General features: G+C 71.2%; 18 protein-coding genes. 8 read left to right on the forward strand and 10 right to left on the reverse strand.

What is annotated here, in order from left to right:
- The first annotated feature begins 176 nt into the window (after positions 1–176).
- Together ACWGQ1_RS09565 and ACWGQ1_RS09570 are read left to right on the forward strand one after the other, a co-directional pair.
- On the forward strand, positions 177–1391 hold the full coding sequence (locus ACWGQ1_RS09565) for a YihY/virulence factor BrkB family protein (RefSeq protein ID WP_247639050.1): 1215 nt from the start codon (positions 177–179) through the stop codon (positions 1389–1391).
- Positions 1392–1400: 9 nt separating this feature from the next.
- Positions 1401–2240, forward strand: coding sequence for an exodeoxyribonuclease III (locus ACWGQ1_RS09570; protein ID WP_452312851.1), 840 nt, complete (start codon positions 1401–1403; stop codon positions 2238–2240).
- A gap of 31 nt (positions 2241–2271) precedes the next feature.
- Here the strand turns inward: ACWGQ1_RS09570 and ACWGQ1_RS09575 are convergent, their stop codons facing one another.
- A complete protein-coding gene (locus ACWGQ1_RS09575) occupies positions 2272–2931 on the reverse strand; it encodes a DUF4166 domain-containing protein (protein ID WP_206253104.1) in 660 nt (219 codons plus the stop codon).
- Between the two features lie 60 nt (positions 2932–2991).
- Here ACWGQ1_RS09575 and trpS point away from each other — a divergent pair, with 60 nt between their 5' ends.
- Positions 2992–3996 (forward strand): tryptophan--tRNA ligase, encoded by a 1005-nt coding sequence (gene trpS / locus ACWGQ1_RS09580; RefSeq protein ID WP_452312852.1) that lies wholly within the window; start codon positions 2992–2994, stop codon positions 3994–3996.
- A gap of 49 nt (positions 3997–4045) precedes the next feature.
- Positions 4046–4750 (forward strand): hypothetical protein, encoded by a 705-nt coding sequence (locus ACWGQ1_RS09585; protein ID WP_452312853.1) that lies wholly within the window; start codon positions 4046–4048, stop codon positions 4748–4750.
- 12 nt (positions 4751–4762) lie between these two features.
- Here the strand turns inward: ACWGQ1_RS09585 and pth are convergent, their stop codons facing one another.
- Both pth and ACWGQ1_RS09595 read right to left on the reverse strand, forming a co-directional pair.
- On the reverse strand, positions 4763–5344 hold the full coding sequence (pth, locus tag ACWGQ1_RS09590) for an aminoacyl-tRNA hydrolase (protein WP_136036311.1): 582 nt from the start codon (positions 5342–5344) through the stop codon (positions 4763–4765).
- A 96-nt stretch (positions 5345–5440) separates the two neighbouring features.
- Complete coding sequence (locus tag ACWGQ1_RS09595) at positions 5441–6055, reverse strand: 50S ribosomal protein L25/general stress protein Ctc (protein ID WP_136030399.1); 615 nt, start codon at positions 6053–6055, stop codon at positions 5441–5443.
- A 222-nt stretch (positions 6056–6277) separates the two neighbouring features.
- Between ACWGQ1_RS09595 and ACWGQ1_RS09600 the strand changes: the two genes are divergently transcribed.
- The gene (locus ACWGQ1_RS09600; RefSeq protein ID WP_275090547.1) at positions 6278–6403 is read left to right on the forward strand and encodes a hypothetical protein; all 126 of its coding nucleotides are present in this window, start codon (positions 6278–6280) and stop codon (positions 6401–6403) included.
- Here the strand turns inward: ACWGQ1_RS09600 and ACWGQ1_RS09605 are convergent.
- Together ACWGQ1_RS09605 and ACWGQ1_RS09610 are read right to left on the reverse strand one after the other, a co-directional pair.
- The gene (locus ACWGQ1_RS09605; protein WP_136030402.1) at positions 6388–6909 is read right to left on the reverse strand and encodes a gluconokinase; all 522 of its coding nucleotides are present in this window, start codon (positions 6907–6909) and stop codon (positions 6388–6390) included. The genes ACWGQ1_RS09600 and ACWGQ1_RS09605 overlap by 16 nt on opposite strands.
- Positions 6910–6920: 11 nt before the next feature.
- Positions 6921–7979 (reverse strand): D-2-hydroxyacid dehydrogenase, encoded by a 1059-nt coding sequence (locus tag ACWGQ1_RS09610; RefSeq protein WP_136030404.1) that lies wholly within the window; start codon positions 7977–7979, stop codon positions 6921–6923.
- Positions 7980–8128: 149 nt separating this feature from the next.
- Here ACWGQ1_RS09610 and gndA point away from each other — a divergent pair, with 149 nt between their 5' ends.
- Complete coding sequence (gene gndA, locus ACWGQ1_RS09615) at positions 8129–9583, forward strand: NADP-dependent phosphogluconate dehydrogenase (protein ID WP_136030406.1); 1455 nt, start codon at positions 8129–8131, stop codon at positions 9581–9583.
- 60 nt (positions 9584–9643) lie between these two features.
- On the opposite strand, the gene ACWGQ1_RS09620 is transcribed toward gndA, so the two are convergent.
- A complete protein-coding gene (locus ACWGQ1_RS09620; protein ID WP_452312854.1) occupies positions 9644–10894 on the reverse strand; it encodes an FAD-binding protein in 1251 nt (416 codons plus the stop codon).
- Positions 10895–10998: 104 nt separating this feature from the next.
- On the opposite strand from ACWGQ1_RS09620, the gene ACWGQ1_RS09625 reads away from it, so the two are divergent.
- Together ACWGQ1_RS09625 and ACWGQ1_RS09630 are read left to right on the forward strand one after the other, a co-directional pair.
- On the forward strand, positions 10999–11727 hold the full coding sequence (locus ACWGQ1_RS09625; RefSeq protein WP_136030408.1) for a response regulator transcription factor: 729 nt from the start codon (positions 10999–11001) through the stop codon (positions 11725–11727).
- Positions 11728–11738: 11 nt separating this feature from the next.
- On the forward strand, positions 11739–13247 hold the full coding sequence (locus ACWGQ1_RS09630; RefSeq protein ID WP_240753228.1) for a sensor histidine kinase: 1509 nt from the start codon (positions 11739–11741) through the stop codon (positions 13245–13247).
- Here the strand turns inward: ACWGQ1_RS09630 and ACWGQ1_RS09635 are convergent.
- From ACWGQ1_RS09635 to ACWGQ1_RS09650, 4 genes are all read right to left on the reverse strand, one after another.
- Positions 13241–14815, reverse strand: a complete 1575-nt coding sequence (locus tag ACWGQ1_RS09635; protein WP_452312855.1) for an FAD-dependent oxidoreductase — start codon at positions 14813–14815, stop codon at positions 13241–13243. The genes ACWGQ1_RS09630 and ACWGQ1_RS09635 overlap by 7 nt on opposite strands.
- 14 nt (positions 14816–14829) lie before the next feature.
- Positions 14830–15708 carry an FAD:protein FMN transferase gene (locus tag ACWGQ1_RS09640; protein ID WP_452312856.1) on the reverse strand — a complete coding sequence of 293 codons (879 nt, stop codon included), beginning with the start codon at positions 15706–15708 and terminating at the stop codon, positions 14830–14832.
- A gap of 15 nt (positions 15709–15723) precedes the next feature.
- The gene (locus ACWGQ1_RS09645) at positions 15724–16194 is read right to left on the reverse strand and encodes an FMN-binding protein (RefSeq protein ID WP_136030415.1); all 471 of its coding nucleotides are present in this window, start codon (positions 16192–16194) and stop codon (positions 15724–15726) included.
- An 81-nt stretch (positions 16195–16275) separates the two neighbouring features.
- Positions 16276–17310 carry a ribose-phosphate diphosphokinase gene (locus ACWGQ1_RS09650; RefSeq protein WP_136030418.1) on the reverse strand — a complete coding sequence of 345 codons (1035 nt, stop codon included), beginning with the start codon at positions 17308–17310 and terminating at the stop codon, positions 16276–16278.
- Positions 17311–17313: the final 3 nt, after the last annotated feature.

Below are 17313 nucleotides of genomic sequence, written 5' to 3' on the forward strand. Positions count from 1 at the left end.
GACAGGAAAAATGGCCAACATGAGGGGGGGGGGGTTGTGGGGGGGGGGGAGGGGGGGAAAAGAAACACCTCGGGGGACCCCTCCCCCAAGGGAGAAGGGCCTGCTCCAGTCCCGCCCCCCCCCTCCCCGCGTCTCGGAGGCGTCCCGGCGTGGGGCGCCTTGGATAGGGTGGGGTCGTGTCCGACCCCACTGGTGCCGCGACCGAGCCCGGTCGTCTCGATGCGGCGGTCGAGCGCGCGACCGCGCTGACGCAGCGCACCCTGGGACTGTTCCCGGTGCGGGTGTGGCGACACTTCCTGCAGCACAACGGCTTCCTGCTCGCCGCGGGCGTGAGCTATCAGGCGCTGTTCGCGATCTTCGCCGCTGTGTACCTGGCCTTCGCCATCGCCGGTCTCTGGCTGGGCGGCAGCGAAGATGCAGTCAACGGCCTCATCGACATCATCAACAACTACATCCCGAACCTGATCCTCGACCAGGGCGGCGTGTTCACACCGCAGCAGGTGCAGGAGATCGCCTCCAACACGACCGGCGTGCTCGGCGTCACCGGCCTCATCGCCCTGGGCACGGTGATCTGGACCGCGATCGGCTGGGTCACCTTCTCCCGCCGCGCCGTGCGAGACATCTTCGGGCTCGAGCCCGACCGCCGCAGCTACCTGCTGCTGAAGGCCCGCGATCTGCTCGCGGCCCTCATCTTCGGGGTGGCCCTGATCCTCGGGTCGGCCCTCAGCTCGGCCAGTGCGGCCGTGCTGCGCTGGCTCCTCACCCTCCTCGGGTGGGACTCCGGATCGGACGGGCTGAACCTCAGCATCCGGATCGGGACCGTGCTCGTGTCCTTCGTGCTCCTGACCGGGGCCCTGGCCGCGATGGTGCGATTCCTCACCGGGACCTCGCTGCACTGGGGAGTGATCTGGCCGGGCGCACTCCTCGGCGGTGCGGCCATGACCGTGCTGCAGTTCGGTGTCGGCTTCCTGCTGAGCTACACGCCGTCGAACCCTCTCCTGGCCACGTTCGCGATCTTCGTCGGACTGCTGCTGTGGTTCCGCGTGAACGGCGTCGTGATGCTCGTCGCGGCGTCGTGGATGGCGGTGACGGCACAGGACCGCGACCTGCCGCTCCTCGCCCAGACCGAGGCGGAGCGCCGCATCGACGAGCACCGGGCGCTGCTCGTCGCCGCGCGCATCCGAGCCCGAGACGCGCAGGCGGAGCGCGATGCCGCCCCCTGGTACCGCGTGTGGGCGACCGAGCGGGCGCTGCGCCGCGCACGGGAGGAAGTGACGCACCTCGAGGCCACTGCCCCGCCGCCGCTGCCGGCGGGTTCCCCGCTGGCACAGCGTCTGCTCACGGAGCTCAACCACCGCCAGGACCGCGGTGATGTCGGAGGCGCTCGTTAGGCTGGAGGAATGCCTCATCTGCGTATCGCCACGGTCAATGTCAACGGGATCCGAGCGGCGGCTCGCAACGGGATGAGCTCGTGGCTCGACGCGGCGGACATCGACATCCTCACCCTGCAGGAGGTCCGCGGCCAGGACGAGCACATCGAGGCCGCCCTCCCCGGATGGACCTTTGTGCACGACGCGGCAACGGCGAAGGGGCGCGCAGGCGTCGCGATCGCCAGCCGCCTCCCCGCCGTCGCTTCCCGCACCGACTTCGGGCCGGAGGACTTCGATTCGAAGGGTCGCTGGATCGAGGCCGACTACGTGATCGGCGACCGGCCGCTGACGGTGGTCAGCGCCTACGTACACTCGGGCGAGGCGGACACCCCGAAGCAGGACGAGAAGTGGAAGTTCCTCGACGCGTTCGAGGCCCGACTCGCGTCGCTGAACACCGACGGCGCCCTCGCCCTCGTCACGGGCGACCTCAACGTCGGCCACCGCGAGCTCGACATCAAGAACTGGCGCGGGAACCGCACCAAGGCCGGCTTCCTCCCGCGGGAACGCGCGTACTTCGACCGGTTCCTCGGCGAGGCGGGCACGTCGATCACGGGGACCGATGGCTCGGTCGGCACCGGCCTCGGCTGGGTCGATGTCGGGCGCCGCTTCCACGGTGAGGTCGACGGTCCGTACACGTGGTGGTCCATGCGCGGGAAGGCATTCGACAACGACTCCGGGTGGCGCATCGACTACCACCTCGCAACTCCCGCTCTCGCGGAACGGGTCGAGGCTTACCACGTCGCCAGGGCCGCCGCCTACGACCAGCGCTGGAGCGACCACGCACCGGTCGTCGTCGACTACTCGTACTGAGGACGCCTCACCCCGGACACGGATCGGCTCGCTAGGAGCCGGGCTGCGCAGCCGCGTGCCGGTCATGTTCGCGGTACCACCCTCGGTACTCCAAGACCGTCCCCAGCACCGGGTTCACCGCGCGCATGTCGATCGTGCGGCGACGGTGCTCCTCGTCCCAGCCGTCCACGAGATCGACGTGCACGCCGAGGGGTCCGCGGAGCGCGACCCGTCGACCGCACAGACGCAGCGCGACCCGCACCGTGCTCATGCGGAGGAACCCCTCCGATGTCACGGAGCACGCCTCGATCAGCTCGACCCGACCGCGCGAGCCGAGGAGGTTGCGCACCAGCCCAGGGCGGACGCTCACGGTCAAACGGTCGGCGATCTCCTGCGCACCGCGGGAGAAGCCGAACACGCGGACGGAGTCGAGCGTGGCACGCCCCGACGGAGACCGCCCGGACACCGTCATCAGCGTGAATGGCACCGCGCGGCCCCGGGCGGTGACGAGCAGACGCGGGCCCACGACGGGACGGGCGAGCGCCGACCATCGACCGAAGCGGCTTCCCGCGATCGCGAACACCCCCTCCGCGTGACCGACGGCCGAGGGGCGACGGAACGAGGCGAGCAGTTCCGGATGCAGTCGCTCCGCCTCCGCTCCGAGGGCGTCGAGGAAGACCTGGCCTCGTGCGGGCGGGGGTGTCTCGGTCATGCCGCCAGCGTAGGCGACGGCCGCGCGGAGGGCCGCGCGACGGGCGCATAGGATTGACGGGTGAACAAGCCTCGTCTCTACTCCGGAATGCAGCCCTCCGCCGACTCCCTCCAGATCGGCAACTACATCGGCGCTCTCCTGCAGTGGCGAGAGCTGCAGAACTCGTACGACGCCTTCTTCTCCGTGGTCGACCTGCACGCCCTGACCGTGGCCCAGGAGCCGGCGGAGCTGCGGGAGAAGACGCGCCGGACGGCTGCGCAGTACATCGCAGCGGGCATCGAGCCCTCGCAGTCGACGCTGTACGTGCAGTCCCACGTGCGCGCACACGCCGAGCTGGCGTGGATCCTCAGCACGATCACCGGCTTCGGCGAGGCCGGTCGCATGACGCAGTTCAAGGACAAGTCCGCCCGGTACGGCGCTGACGCGACCAGCGTCGGACTCTTCACCTATCCAGTGCTCATGGCCGCGGACATCCTCCTCTACCAGACCGACGTCGTTCCGGTCGGCGACGACCAGAAGCAGCACGTCGAGCTCACGCGCGACCTCGCCGAGCGCTTCAACTCGCGCTTCGGTCCCACCTTCACGGTGCCGATCCCCGTCATCCAGAAGGAGACGGCACGGATCTACGACCTGCAGAACCCGACCGCGAAGATGTCGAAGTCGGCGGAGAGCGACGCCGGCGTCCTGTGGATGCTCGACGACCCGGCCAAGTCGGCCAAGAAGATCATGCGGGCCGTGACCGACAACGAGGGCTCGGTGCGGTTCGACCGCGAGAACAAGCCCGGTGTCTCGAACCTGCTGACGATCTACGCAGCCCTCACCGGTCGGCAGATCGCCGCGATCGAGGACGAGTACGCGGGCCGTGGCTACGGAGACTTCAAGAAGGGCCTGGCAGAGGTCGTGGTGGCGGAGTTCGGGCCGGTGCGGGAACGCGCGCTCGAGCTCCTCGACGACCCGGCCGAGCTCGATCGCATCCTCGCCGCGAACGCCGCCCGCGCGGACGCCGTCGCCGATGCGACGCTGTCCGACGTGTACGACCGCGTCGGACTGCTCCGGCGGGTCTGACGGCTGCGGCGCCCGGGGGCGAGGACGGCAGCGCCTCTAGGATGGGGGCGTGACCGATCCACAGCTGCCTCCTCCCCCCGGCGCACGCTCGACCCCCGACGGACCCCCGCCGGCACTCCCGGCATACGCCCCCGCGCCGTCTGCCGCCCCGGTCCCGCCCGCATACGATGCCGCCCCGGTCCCGCCGTCGTACGCAGCCGCCCCGGTCCCGCCGTCGTACGGCGCTGCCCCGGCACCGCAGGCATACGCCGCTGCCCCCGGCGCGTACCCGACCGCGGCTCCGGTCGCACCCGCCGCCCCTCCCGGTGCCTACGCCGTGCCCGTGGGCGGCTACGCGGTGCCGTCCGGGGCCTACAGTGTGCCGGATGCGGCTCCGCAGCGCTCCGGCGTCCTGGGCTCGCTCGCCCTCGTCTTCTCCCTCGTCGCGGCCGTCGTGGCCCCGATCCTCGGCGGCATCAGCGCCTTCGAGATCGGCCGACGACTCCCCTACGGCGTCTCGAGCGGCAACGACCTGAGCGTCCTCAGCCCGGCGCGAGATCAGGTGCTGTGGGCGGAGCTGTCGTTCTGGACCGGGACGGTGTTCGGCGTCGCCGCGCTCGTCCTCGGCATCATCGCGATCCGCCGTCGGCAGGGTCGCGGTGCCGGGATCGCCGCGCTCGTGCTCGCCGTGCTCGGCGTCGTGATCTTCTCCGCCGTCGTGCTCGTCACGTTCGCCGTCGGTGGTGCCGCCGGATTCGCAGGCTCCCCCGCCTGATCGCTCGGCCGCTCAGCGGGGCGCGTGGTGCTTCTGCTGCGCGGCCAGGAGCCCCTCGTCCACCAGCAGCTCGACCGCATCGGCGGCATCCGCGACGAGGAGCGGCAGGTTCGCCCGCTCGTCCTTCCCGAACGGGGACAGCACCCAATCGGCGGGGTCCTGACGCCCGGGCGGGCGCCCGATCCCCACGCGCACGCGCGGGAACTCGGGCGTCGTGAGCGCGCGCGCCACGTCGCGCACGCCGTTGTGTCCGCCGTGGCCGCCGCCCGTCTTCAGCTTCACCGTGTCGAACGGGATGTCGAGCTCGTCGTGCACCACGACCACGTGCTCCGGCGCGACGGAGTAGAACCGGGCCAGTGCGGCGACCGGTGTCCCCGAGACGTTCATGAAGGTGTTCGGCTTGGCGAGCACGAGCTTGTCCGCCCCCGGGCGCAGCCACGTCTCCACCACACGAGCACCGCCCTTGTGCTCACGGAACGTCTCGCCGCGCCTGCTCGCCAACTCGTCGACGACCAGCTGGCCGATGTTGTGGCGGGTCGCCTCGTACCGCGGACCCGGGTTGCCGAGTCCGACAACGAGCCAGGTGACTGCCATTCCTCGTCCTCTCTCGCGGGCGCCGCGCACCCGGTCAGGATACGACGGAGGGGACGCGATGCGATCGCGTCCCCTCCGTGGTGAAGCTGTCGGAGATCACTCCGCGGCGGCCTCCTCGGCGGCCTCGGCGGGAGCCTCGCCCTCGGCGGCCTCGGCCTCGTCCTCGACCGGAGCGGCCGGAACGGCGATCGCGACGACCAGGACCTCGGGGTCGGTCAGCAGCGACGAGCCCTTGGGCAGGGTGACGTCGGCGGCCGTGATGTGCGCGCCCTCCTCGAGACCCTCGACCGACACCTCGATGTGCTCCGGGATGTGGGTGGCCTCGGCCTCGACCGACAGCGTGGTCGCGTCGAGGTTGACGATGGTGCCGGGAGCCGACTCGCCCGTGACGACGACGGGAACGTCGATCGCGACCTTCTCGCCCTTCTTCACGACCAGCAGGTCGATGTGCTCGATGATCTGGTGCACCGGGTCCTTCTGCACGTCCTTGACGAGCGCGAGCTGCGAGGTGCCCTCGATGTCGAGGTCGAGCAGCGCGTTCGCGCGACGCACGATCAGCGAGACCTGGTGGCCCGGGAGCGCGACGTGCACGGGCTCGGTGCCGTGGCCGTAGATGACGGCGGGGATCTTGCCGGCGGCGCGCAGACGACGGGCGAAGCCCTTGCCGAAGCTGTTGCGCAGCTCGGCGTGGACCGTGGTGTCTTCAGACATGGGTTCTCCTTCGGGGCACGCAGCGAAGGCGCCGCGCGGTGGTCTTGGAATTGTGAACTCGAACGCGGACGCGTGAGGAAAGCCACCGGGCTTGCTTCGCCGCGTCGATTACGGAGATCCGCGCACGCGCAGAAACATCCCTCGCCGAGGTACGTGTCCATGGTACCGGATCACCCGATAGGCTGAGGACACCGTCCCTTCTGCAGAACTCGGAGTACCCCCATGCTCGACGGCGCCTTCCTCTCGCACGTCCTCCTCTGGCTCATCGGCGCCATGACGCTCTGCGCCGCGATCGGTACCGCGGGCGCGCTGTTCTCGCTCGGCCGCTCCGGCTACCGCAAGGACTGATCGCCCCTCCGACGCTCCTCGTCCCGCCACGCGGTGACGATGGCGTCGACCTCCCCGGCGGGGTTCCGCGTGGCCTCGACCCGCACCCCGCGCTCATCGCCCTCCAGCGGCTCCAGCGCCGCGAGCTGCGAGTCCAGCAGCGACGCCGGCATGAAGTGGTCCTCCCTCGCCCGCATCCGCGCGGCCAGCACCGCAGGATCGACGACGAGCTCCGCGAAGAACGCCTCCGGCGCCCCCGCCCTGATCGCCTCGCGGTAGCGACGCCGCAGCGCGGAGCAGGCGATCACGATCCGGTCGTGCGCGCGCAGCGTCTCGCCCACGACCCGCAACCACGGCAGGCGGTCCTCGTCGTCGAGCGGGACACCGGCAGCCATCTTGTCGACGCTGGTGAGCGGATGCAGATCGTCACCGTCGACGAACCGCGCGTCCAGCGCCTCCGCGAGGGCCCGGCCCACCGTCGACTTGCCCGAGCCGCTCGGCCCCATCACCACGATGCGGACGCTCATCGCCGCCCGGATCAGTAGAACTCGACGGTGTCGACCACGGCGCGCAGCTCGCGGCCGTCGAGCAGGCGGGTGGCGTTCTCCGCGAAGCGGCGGGCGATGCGCTCCTCCTCGCGGGAGCTGAGCGCCGCGGTGTGCGGACTCACGAGCACGCGCGGGTGCGACCACAGGGGCGAGTCCTCCGGCAGCGGCTCCTCCTCGAACACGTCCAGCCCGGCGAACCCCACGCGCCCGTCGTCCAGCGCCCGCAGCAGCGCGGCCTCGTCGATCACGCTCCCCCGGCCCACGTTGGTGACGATCACCCCGGGGCGCACCGCCCGCAGCACGTCGTCGCCGATCAGGTGCCGGGTCTGCGCGGTACCGGGCAGCGTGACCACGATCGCGTCGACCTCCGCGACCACCTCGCTCAGCGCATCCGGGGAGACGAGCCGCTCGACCCCCTCCACCGGGCGGCCGGAACGGCTCGTGCCCCACACCCGCGCACCCAGCGCATCGAATCGGCGCGCGCACTCCGCTCCGATCCCGCCCAACCCGACGACGAGCACCGTCATCTCCTCGACCTGCCTCATCTCCCACCGCTCGGGCCAGCGACGGTCGCGCTGATCCTCCAGCAGACGCGGCAACCCCTTGGCACCGGCGAGCACGGCGAACACCGCGAACTCGGCGAGAGTGCCACCGTGCACGCCGGCGCTCGTGGTGAAGACGACCCGGTCCAGGTCGGCGCGACCGAGGTCCGCGGCGCGCACCGTGCTCCCGCCGCCCGCCGCCGTGGTCATGACCCAGCGCAGCCGCGGGTTCGCGGACACCGTGCGCGCCAGGGCGCGGGGATCGACGTCCGGGATCCCGAACAGCACGTCGGCGGAGTCGACCAGCGCGTCGAAGGCCTCCTGCTGCTGCGGCGTGCGCGTGAACCCGGGGTCGCCTGACCAGTCCGCGGGCCCGCGCATCGGTGGCACGAGCGACGGATCGCTCACCACCTCCAGGCGCGGCTCCAGCTCTTCGATGAGCCGGCACAGCTCCTCGGGCAGCGGCACCGCCACCACGGCGCGTACCTTCTTCTCGGACTCCGTCACGACGACTCCCTCTCTGCAGGCCTGCTCCGACCAGCGTAGAGGTCGAGGCGGGCCGCACCGCCGCGGCCTCACGAGGACACGATCGCGCACCGACCGACCGCACAGCGATACGCTGAACACAACCCTTCTTCACGATCGAGGAGCCCTCTGTGCCCGAAGCATCAGCGAACATCGGAGTCGTCGGACTCGCCGTCATGGGGTCGAACCTCGCCCGCAACCTCGCCAGCCGCGAGGGCAACACCGTGGCGATCTTCAACCGCAGCTACGAGAAGACCGAGACCCTCCTCGAGGAGCATCCGGAAGCCGGCTTCATCCCCGCCCGGACGTACCAGGAGTTCGCCGATGCGCTGCAGAAGCCGCGCACGGCCATCATCATGGTCAAGGCGGGTGCCCCGACCGACGCGGTGATCGATTCGCTGGTCGAGGTGTTCGAGCCGGGCGACATCATCGTCGACGGCGGCAACGCCTACTTCCCCGACACCATCCGCCGCGAGAAGGCCGTGCGGGAGACGGGCATCAACTTCGTCGGCGCCGGCATCTCCGGCGGCGAAGAGGGTGCGCTCACCGGTCCCTCGATCATGCCCGGCGGCTCCGACGAGTCGTGGGTCACGCTCGGCCCGATCCTCAAGTCCATCGCGGCGGTCGCCGAGGGCGAACCGTGCGTCACGCACGTGGGTCACGACGGTGCCGGCCACTTCGTCAAGATGGTGCACAACGGCATCGAGTACGCCGACATGCAGCTGATCGCCGAGGCCTACGACCTCATCCGTCGCGGCACCGGCAAGTCGCCCGCCGAGATCGCCGAGATCTTCGCGGAGTGGAACCGCGGCGAGCTCGAGTCGTACCTGATCGAGATCACCGCCGAGGTGCTCCGTCAGGTGGATGCGGAGACCGGCAAGCCCCTCGTCGATGTGATCCTCGACCAGGCCGGCGCCAAGGGCACCGGTGCCTGGACCGTGCAGACCGCGCTGTCGCTCGGCGTCCCGGTCTCCGGCATCGCCGAGGCGACCTTCGCCCGCTCGCTCTCCTCGCACCCCGAGCAGCGCGCCGTCGCCGCGTCGCTGCCCGGACCCGACGAGGAGTTCACCGTGCCGGCCGATCAGGTCGATGCGTTCATCGAGGACGTGCGCCTGGCGCTCTACGCGTCGAAGATCGTCGCGTACTCGCAGGGCTTCGACGAGATCCGCGCGGGGGCCGCCGAGTACGGCTGGAACATCGACCTCGGCGCGATCTCCAAGATCTGGCGCGGCGGCTGCATCATCCGGGCGCAGTTCCTGAACCGGATCGCGGACGCCTACGCCGAGACGCCCGACCTTCCCGTGCTGATGACGGCGCCGTACTTCGCCGAGGCGCTGACCCGCGCCCAGTCCGCCTGGCGCCGCGTCGTGGTGACGGCCGCGCAGTCGGGCATCCCCGCCCCGGCGTTCTCGTCGTCGCTGTCGTACTACGACGGCATCCGCGCCGACCGCCTCCCCGCCGCGCTCGTGCAGGGTCAGCGCGACTTCTTCGGCGCCCACACCTACAAGCGCATCGACAAGGACGGCACGTTCCACACGCTGTGGTCGGGCGACCGCACCGAGATCGAGGCCGAGGACACGCACTGACGCCTCCGTGCGACGAGGGCCCGGGAACCGCATGGTTCCCGGGCCCTCGTGCGTCGTCGCTCAGACGCTGATGTTGTGGTTGCGGCGGAACAGGTTCTGCGGGTCCCACTGCCGCTTGACCTCGAGGAGCCGGGCGAACGCCTCTTCGGCATACATGCCGGCGACCGTCTCGGACTGCTCCGTGTCGACGAAGTTGCTGTACTCGGCGAGGCGCCCCACGGCGATCCGCTGGACCTCGACGGCAGCGCGCTCGCGCGCGGCGTCGTCGAGCAGTCCGGGGATGTCGAAGGCGGCCGCCATCACGAACCAGGTCGCGGAACGGGCGGGGAACGCGGTCGCCTCCTGGGGCACGTCGGCGAAGGCGCCGCCGAGCGAGCGCAGGAACACGACCGACGCCGGATAGGCGCTCCGGAAGGCGATCAGGCGGTCGATCAGCTCGTCATCGAGGTCGGACATGAGCCCGTTGGCCGCGATGAACCCGGGAGGAGCGGGGGCTTCCTCCCCCTCGGGCTGCGGCATCTCCAGCAGGATGTCGCGGTAGGCCGGCGTACTGACCTCACTGTGCACGCCATCGAGCGCGGCGATCGGGGCGAGGGCGGCCTGCAGCGCCTCGGGCTCGGGGCCGGCCCAGACCGCGGTGAGCCTGGCGCCCGCCGGAGCACTCGGGTCCATGGGCGGCACGTCCATGAACGTGACGGTGAGCTCGCGCGGGGCATCGCGCATCAGGTCGCGTGTCGCCCGGAGGACGTCGGTGGCATCACCGTCGACGACGTTCTCGGCCAGCGCGATGCCCGGGAGCCGGTGCGCCTCGAAGTCGAAGCGGGTCACGATGCCGAAGTTGCCGCCACCGCCCCGCAGCGCCCAGAACAGGTCGGGGTGCTCGTCGGCGGAGGTCTCGATCACGTCGCCGGTCGCGGTCACGACCTGCGCGCCGACCAGCTGGTCGACCGCGAGGCCCCAGGCGCGGACCATCCAGCCGATGCCGCCGCCGAGGGTGAGACCGCCCACGCCGACGCTCGCGGTGTCGCCCGAGCTGAGCGCGAGGCCGTGGTTCGCGAGCTCCGCGGCCACGTGGCCCCAGACGGCGCCGCCGCCGATGCGGACCCTGGTGCCCTCGACCTCGACGGAGGCCAGGGCGCCGAGCTCGATGCGGATGCCGGGTGCGGGGGCGTGCGACCAGGGGCCGTGCCCGCCGGAGACGACGGTCAGCGGGACGGGTTCCCGTGCGGCGCGACGGACGAGGTCGGCGACCTCGGAGACGGTGGAGGGACGGTGGACGATGGGGGAAGGATGCTCGACGCTGTCGGTCATGAGCACACGGTAGACCCGGGCGCAGACATTCGGGAGGGCTGTTCCCAGAGAACACATAGCGGCCTCCATAGAAATCGCATAGGAGATTCCGCAGAATAGACGCTATGACCAGCGACCTGCCCGAACTGCGCCGCCCCGACGGCTCCCCTCTGCGCATCCTCGCCGTGGACGACGAGCAGATGCTCACCGACCTGCTCGCCATGGCCCTGCGGATGGAGGGGTGGGAGGTGCGCACCGCGTCGTCCGGCCTCGAGGCCATCCAGGTGGCCAAGGAGTTCGAGCCGGACGCGCTCGTGCTCGACATCATGATGCCCGACCTCGACGGGATGTCCGTGCTCAAGCGGCTTCGCGATGCGGGCAACCTCGTGCCCGTGCTGTTCCTCACGGCCAAGGACGCCGTCGGCGACCGCGTGGCGGGCCTCACCGCCGGCGGCGACGACTACGTGACCAAGCCGTTCAGCCTCGAAGAGGTGATCGCCCGCCTGCGCGCGATCATCCGCCGCACCGGCCACGCCACCGCGGACGACGGGCAGTCCATCCTCCGCGTGGCCGACCTCACACTCAACGAGGACAGCCACGAGGTCGTGCGCGACGGCACCGAGATCGAGCTGACCGCGACCGAGTTCGAGCTGCTGCGCTACCTGATGCGCAACGAGCGCCGCGTGCTGTCGAAGGCGCAGATCCTCGACCGGGTGTGGAGCTACGACTTCGGCGGGAAGTCGTCGGTGGTCGAGCTGTACATCTCCTACCTGCGCAAGAAGATCGACGCCGGACGCACTCCTCTGCTGCACACGGTGCGCGGCGTCGGCTACATGATCAAGGCCCCGCAGTGAGCGGAGCGACGATGACGCGACGCCCCATGAGCCTGCAGACGCGGCTCATGACGGCCGTGATCGGCTTCGTGTCGCTCATCCTCGTCATCGTCGCCATCATCACCAGCGCCACCCTCGGCAGCACGCTCGAACAGCAGCTCGACGACAAGGTCAAGGGCTACGCCGTCACGATCCGCGACCAGGTCGTCGAGCGGGTCGCGCCGTCCGATGCGACCGTCGAGAACATCCTCTACCGCATCGACCCCGTGCCGGGGCTGCTGCTCTCGGTGGGAAGCCCCGTCGCCGGCGCCACGGGCGTCGCGTTCCACGACAACCGCGCCGAGCTCAGCAACCGGTCGACCACCCTCACCTCCGAGCAGCTGCGACAGCTGTACGGCACGGTCGCCCTCGGCACCCAGGGCACCATCACGTTCGACGGGCTCGGCTCGTACCGCGTCTTCGCGACCACCGCGAGCAACGGCGTCGTCGTGGTCACCGGACTCCCCCGCGACGAGATCCAGAACCAGCTCACGCAGCTGCTCACCGTGATCGTGCTCGCGACCGTGGGCGGCCTGATCCTCCTCGCCCTCACCACCGCGGTGACCATCCGGGTGAGCCTTCGTCCGCTGCGCGCGGTCGCCGCGACCGCCACCCGGGTCGCGAACCAGCAGCTCGACCGCGGCGAGGTCAGCATCACCGAGCGCGTGCCGCCCGCCGAGGCCGATCCGCGCACGGAGACCGGACTGGTGGGCGCGGCGCTCAACAAGCTGCTCGACCACGTGGACGTCTCCCTCGCCGCTCGGCAGAAGAACGAGGAGCGCATGCGGCAGTTCGTCGCCGACGCGAGCCACGAGCTGCGCACCCCGCTCGCCTCGATCCGCGGCTACTCCGAGCTCTCCCTGCGCGCCCTCCGTCAGGCGGACGCCGCGACCGACCCCGCCAAGGCGCCCGAGGCGATCGAGGGCACCACGTCGTCGCTCGAGCGCATCCAGGCGCAGTCGCTGCGCATGACCAGGCTCGTGGAGGACCTGCTGCTGCTCGCCCGGCTCGACGAGGGCCGCGAGCTCGTCTACAGCAACGTCGACCTCGCGCAGCTCGCGCTGGAGGGCCTCTCCGACGCGCGGCCGACCGCGCCCGAGCACCACTGGAGCATCGAGGTCCCGGACGAGCCGGTGCTGATCCTGGGCGATGCCGGGCGCATGCACCAGGTGGTGGCGAACCTGCTCGCGAACGCCAGGGCACACACCCCGGCGGGGACCACGGTGACGCTCAGCGTCGCCCGGGAGGGCGACGACGCCGTGCTCCGCGTGCACGACGACGGGCCGGGCATCGACCCCGCGATCCGCGACGAGCTCTTCGCCCGCTTCGCCCGCGGTGACACCTCACGCGCCCGTCAGACCGGCGGCACCGGGCTCGGCCTCGCGATCGTGAAGGCCATCGTCGAGGGGCACGGGGGCGTGATCGACGTGACCAGCGAGCCGGGTGACACCACCTTCACGGTGCGGATCCCGTCCGCGCCCGCTCCGGCCCCCGCTCAGTAACCCGCGAACGCGTCGGTCGTGAGGCTGCGCGCCCTCTGCAGCGCCGGCGCGAGGTCGGCGATCAGCCGCGGCGGTCCGGAGATGAACGCGTGCCGCTCGGCCAGGTCGGGCACGGCCTGCTCGAGCGACTCCGCACCCAGGCGCGCGCCCCGCGCCCAGGACCAGTGCGCGGGAAGCCCGGTGGGCTCGTCGCGCGTGAACACCACCGTCCGCACGCCGGTCGCCTCCAGCTCCTCCCGGAACGCGAGCTCCGCGGCCTCCGCGGCGACGTAGACCAGCACCACGTCGCGCTGCTGACCCGTGGCCCGCAGCTGCCGCAACTGCGACACGAACGGCGTCACGCCGATGCCCGCCGCGACCATGAGCACGGGCTGCTCGCCGCGCGGCAGGACGAAGTCGCCCCACGTGCCGGTGACCGCGAACGTCGCCCCCGGCTCCGCGGCCGCCAGCGCGCGCTTGTAGCTGGACGGGTGATTCTGGTCGCCGTTCTTGTACGCGATGCGCAGCGTCGGCAGGTCGGCCGGTGCCGAGACGATGCTGAACTCCCGTCGAGTGCCCCGCGCGTCGGGACGGCGGTGCGGCACGTCCAGCTCGAGGTACTGGCCGGCGAGGAACCGGACCCGCCCCTTCGCGCGGAACGTGAGCTCCTGCGCGGTCGGGGTGACGAAGGTGCGACGCTCCAGCACGAGCCGCACCGAGCCGCGCAGCGCGAACGCGAAGGCGAGCAGGTTGCCGATCAGCAGCGCCCGCTCCTGGCCGAGCGTGAACAGCCCGGCCACCGAGATCGGCCAGCCGGCGAGCACACCGACCAGGACCGCGACCGCGAGCTGCTGTCGCCGTCGCGGCGGGAGCGTGAGCGGCTCGGACAGCATGAACGCGCCGAGGAACAGGAACGGCGACTGCAGCACCGCGAACGACAGCGCCGTGACGAGGTCGAACGGGATGTCGAACTGCGCCGCCTGCACGGCCTGGCGCACCAGGGACGTTGCCACCGCGGCCACGAGGAAGAGCGACACGACCCGGATCTTCTCGGTGCGCCAGAGCACGGCGAGCCCGAGCAGCACCACCGGCACGGCGAGCACCGGAGTGCCGACCCACCACGACGACGAGGTACCCAGCCACGCGAAGGCTCCGAACGCGCCGAGGATCGAGACGACCGCCGCACCGAAGGCCGCCGGGTTGAAGATGTGGCGGCCGCGCCAGGCGATCACGTACTTCGACACGCTCGCCACGGCGCCCGCGATCGCGAGCCCGAGCAAGGCTGCGGGCTCCACACCGGGACGCAGCACGAACAGCAGGATGAGCGCGGTCACCAGCGACGACTCGATCCGCCACGGCAGCCGGAGGATGCGCTGCGCCGCCGCGTCCACCGCCGAGATCACGGCCGCGAGCACCACGAACGACACCACGAGCTCGACGGGCGTCGGCGACACGATCACCCCGAACAGCGACAGGACGAGGGCGATCGCGGCGAGGGCGATGAGGGCGAACAGCACCAGGCGGTACATCGACAGCGCGCCCAGCACGGCGAGGACGCGCTGGCGTGCAGCGGCGAATGTCGTGATCACGGTTCCACTCTTCCCTAGTCAGCGGCCGCCCGGCCAGGCCCGCCCACCGTGAACAGCTCGGCCGGACAGCCCGGCGACCGCTGCAGGCGCCCATCGGTGGTCATGCGCACCCACTCCACGCCCCAGGCCAGGGCGAGCGCCGGGCCCCCGTCGAAGAACAGCGCGGTGGCCACGGCGTCGGCGATCATCGCGTCGGGCGCCAGCGCCCAGGTCGCCGCCCAGGTGCGCACGGGCACCCCGGTGCGGGCGTCCAGCACGTGATGCAGCCCGTCTCCCCACGCGCGGCGGTTCACGGCCGAGGCGCACAGCGCGCCGTCACGCACCTCGACCACGCCCACGGCCTTCCGCGGGTCGTACGGATGCTCCAGGGCGACGCGCTCACCGGAGCCGCGGACCCGGAGGTCACCGCCCGCGTCGACCACGACGTCGTCCGGCACCTCCGCCAGTTCCGTCATCACCAGGTCCACCAGGCGACCCTTGCCGAGCGCGCCGACGTCGAGCAGGGCCGGAGCCGACGCGGTCACCCCGGTCGAGGTCCACGAGACCCGCTCCGTCCAGTCCGCGGGCGCGGCGAGCGGGTCCCGCGGCACGAGCGAGTACTCACGGTCGTAGCCCAGGGCGGCGAGACTGTCGGCGACGAGAGGGTTGACGGCCCCGTCGGTCGCCGTGGTCAGCGCGCGATACGCGTCGAGCATGGGCGCCGCGTCGGCGGAGGCCAGCGTCCCTCCCTCGCGCCCGAGACGCGAGACCTCCGAGTCGGCCCGGAACCGCGACCAGGCGCGGTCGAACCTCTCGATCACCGCCGACACGGCGGATCGGACGGGCTCCGGGAGCGGCGATGACGTCTCGATCTCCCAGTGCGTGCCGATCGCCTCGAAACGCCAACCCGCCATGACGAGGCCCCGCGCCTAGGAGGCGGCCTGCTCCTTGATCGACTCGAGCGCGTCGTTGAAGCCGCCGCTGGTGAGCGACGACCCCGCGACGCGGCTCACGTTCAGCTCGTCGATGGGCTTGCCCACGACCTCGTCCGCGATGCCGTCGATGAACTGGCCCTGATACTGCTCGGTCTCGGGTGCCTTCGGGTCGCCCGTCACCTCGACGTCGGTCACGACGCCGTCCGCGAGCGTGAGAGTGACCGAGATCTGCTCGACCGTCTCCGGGGTCTGGTACGACCCCTCGGCGGTGTAGGTGCCGTCGTTGTAGGAGCCCGCGGCGTCGCCCCCGCCGGACGACGAGCTCGAACCCGTCGGCGCCGTCGAAGCGTTCGACGAGTCGGCGGCGTCGGGGGTGCCCGCGCACCCCGCGAGTACGACCAGGCCGGCGACCCCGAGAAGCGCGGAACCGGTGCGGACGGATGTGGGTACGGTCGTGCGGATCATGGGGGCCTCCGTGGGTCGGGGTCTGTCGATCCTTCGACGGTAGGGACCGCGCCTATGCTCCGGCTGTGCTGTGCCGATGCGTCAGGCGTCGCCGCCGAACATGCTCGTCACGGAGCCGTCCTCGAACACCTCGTGGATCGCCCTGGCCAGCAGGGGGGCGATCGGCAGGATCGTGAGGTTGTCCCAGCGGCGCGACGCCGACAGCGGGATCGTGTCCGTCACGACGACCTCATCGATCGAGGCGTCCTGCAACCGCTCCGAGGCGGGGTCGCTGAAGATCGCGTGGGTCGCGGCCACGATCACACGGTGCGCGCCGTTGGCCTTGAGCGCCTGAGCGGCCTTCACGATCGTGCCACCGGTGTCGATCATGTCGTCGACCAGGAGGCACGTGCGCCCCTCGACGGCGCCGACGATCTCATGCACCGACACCTGGTTGGCGACCTTCGGGTCGCGGCGCTTGTGGATGATCGCGAGCGGCGCACCGAGGCTGTCCGACCACGTGTCGGCGACGCGGACGCGGCCCATGTCGGGCGAGACGACCGTGAGGATCTCGCGGTCCTCCGGGCTCAGCGTGCGCTCGAAGTGGTCGAGCAGCACCGGCTTGGCGAAGAGATGGTCGACCGGGCCGTCGAAGAAGCCCTGGATCTGCGCCGCGTGCAGGTCGACGCTCATGACGCGGTCGGCGCCGGCCGTCTTGAGCAGGTCGGCGACCAGGCGGGCGCTGATCGGCTCACGGCCGCGGCCCTTCTTGTCCTGGCGCGAATACGGATAGTAGGGGGCGACGACGGTGATGCGCTTGGCCGACGCGCGCTTGGCGGCGTCGATCATGATGAGCGTCTCCATGAGCCACTCGTTCACCGGTTCGCCGAAGGTCTGGATGAGGAAGAGGTCGACGCCGCGGATCGAGACCTCGAAGCGGGCGTAGATCTCCCCCGACGCGAACGTGCGGTGCTCCACCGGCGCGATCTCGGTGCCCAGGGCCTCGGCGACGGCCGCTGTCAGCTCGGGGTGGGAGCGCCCGCCCGCGACGACGAGCCGCTTCTTGGTCTTCGCGATGATCCCGGGGGCCACCCCGTTGTCGCGATCCAGGTCGACCGTCTTCTTCTTCCGGGCCATGCT

The sequence above is a fragment of the Microbacterium sp. NPDC055599 genome (assembly GCF_053618975.1).

Coding starts and splice junctions, on each gene's coding strand:
- ACWGQ1_RS09630 (WP_240753228.1), top strand. CDS start 11,739: ATGACGCGACGCCCCATGAGCCTGCAGACGCGGCTCATGACGGCCGTG.
- ACWGQ1_RS09575 (WP_206253104.1), bottom strand. CDS start 2,931: ATGACCGAGACACCCCCGCCCGCACGAGGCCAGGTCTTCCTCGACGCC.
- ACWGQ1_RS09600 (WP_275090547.1), top strand. CDS start 6,278: ATGCTCGACGGCGCCTTCCTCTCGCACGTCCTCCTCTGGCTCATCGGC.
- ACWGQ1_RS09645 (WP_136030415.1), bottom strand. CDS start 16,194: ATGATCCGCACGACCGTACCCACATCCGTCCGCACCGGTTCCGCGCTT.
- ACWGQ1_RS09605 (WP_136030402.1), bottom strand. CDS start 6,909: ATGAGCGTCCGCATCGTGGTGATGGGGCCGAGCGGCTCGGGCAAGTCG.
- ACWGQ1_RS09570 (WP_452312851.1), top strand. CDS start 1,401: ATGCCTCATCTGCGTATCGCCACGGTCAATGTCAACGGGATCCGAGCG.
- ACWGQ1_RS09640 (WP_452312856.1), bottom strand. CDS start 15,708: ATGGCGGGTTGGCGTTTCGAGGCGATCGGCACGCACTGGGAGATCGAG.
- ACWGQ1_RS09620 (WP_452312854.1), bottom strand. CDS start 10,894: ATGACCGACAGCGTCGAGCATCCTTCCCCCATCGTCCACCGTCCCTCC.
- ACWGQ1_RS09595 (WP_136030399.1), bottom strand. CDS start 6,055: ATGTCTGAAGACACCACGGTCCACGCCGAGCTGCGCAACAGCTTCGGC.
- ACWGQ1_RS09625 (WP_136030408.1), top strand. CDS start 10,999: ATGACCAGCGACCTGCCCGAACTGCGCCGCCCCGACGGCTCCCCTCTG.
- ACWGQ1_RS09650 (WP_136030418.1), bottom strand. CDS start 17,310: ATGGCCCGGAAGAAGAAGACGGTCGACCTGGATCGCGACAACGGGGTG.
- pth (WP_136036311.1), bottom strand. CDS start 5,344: ATGGCAGTCACCTGGCTCGTTGTCGGACTCGGCAACCCGGGTCCGCGG.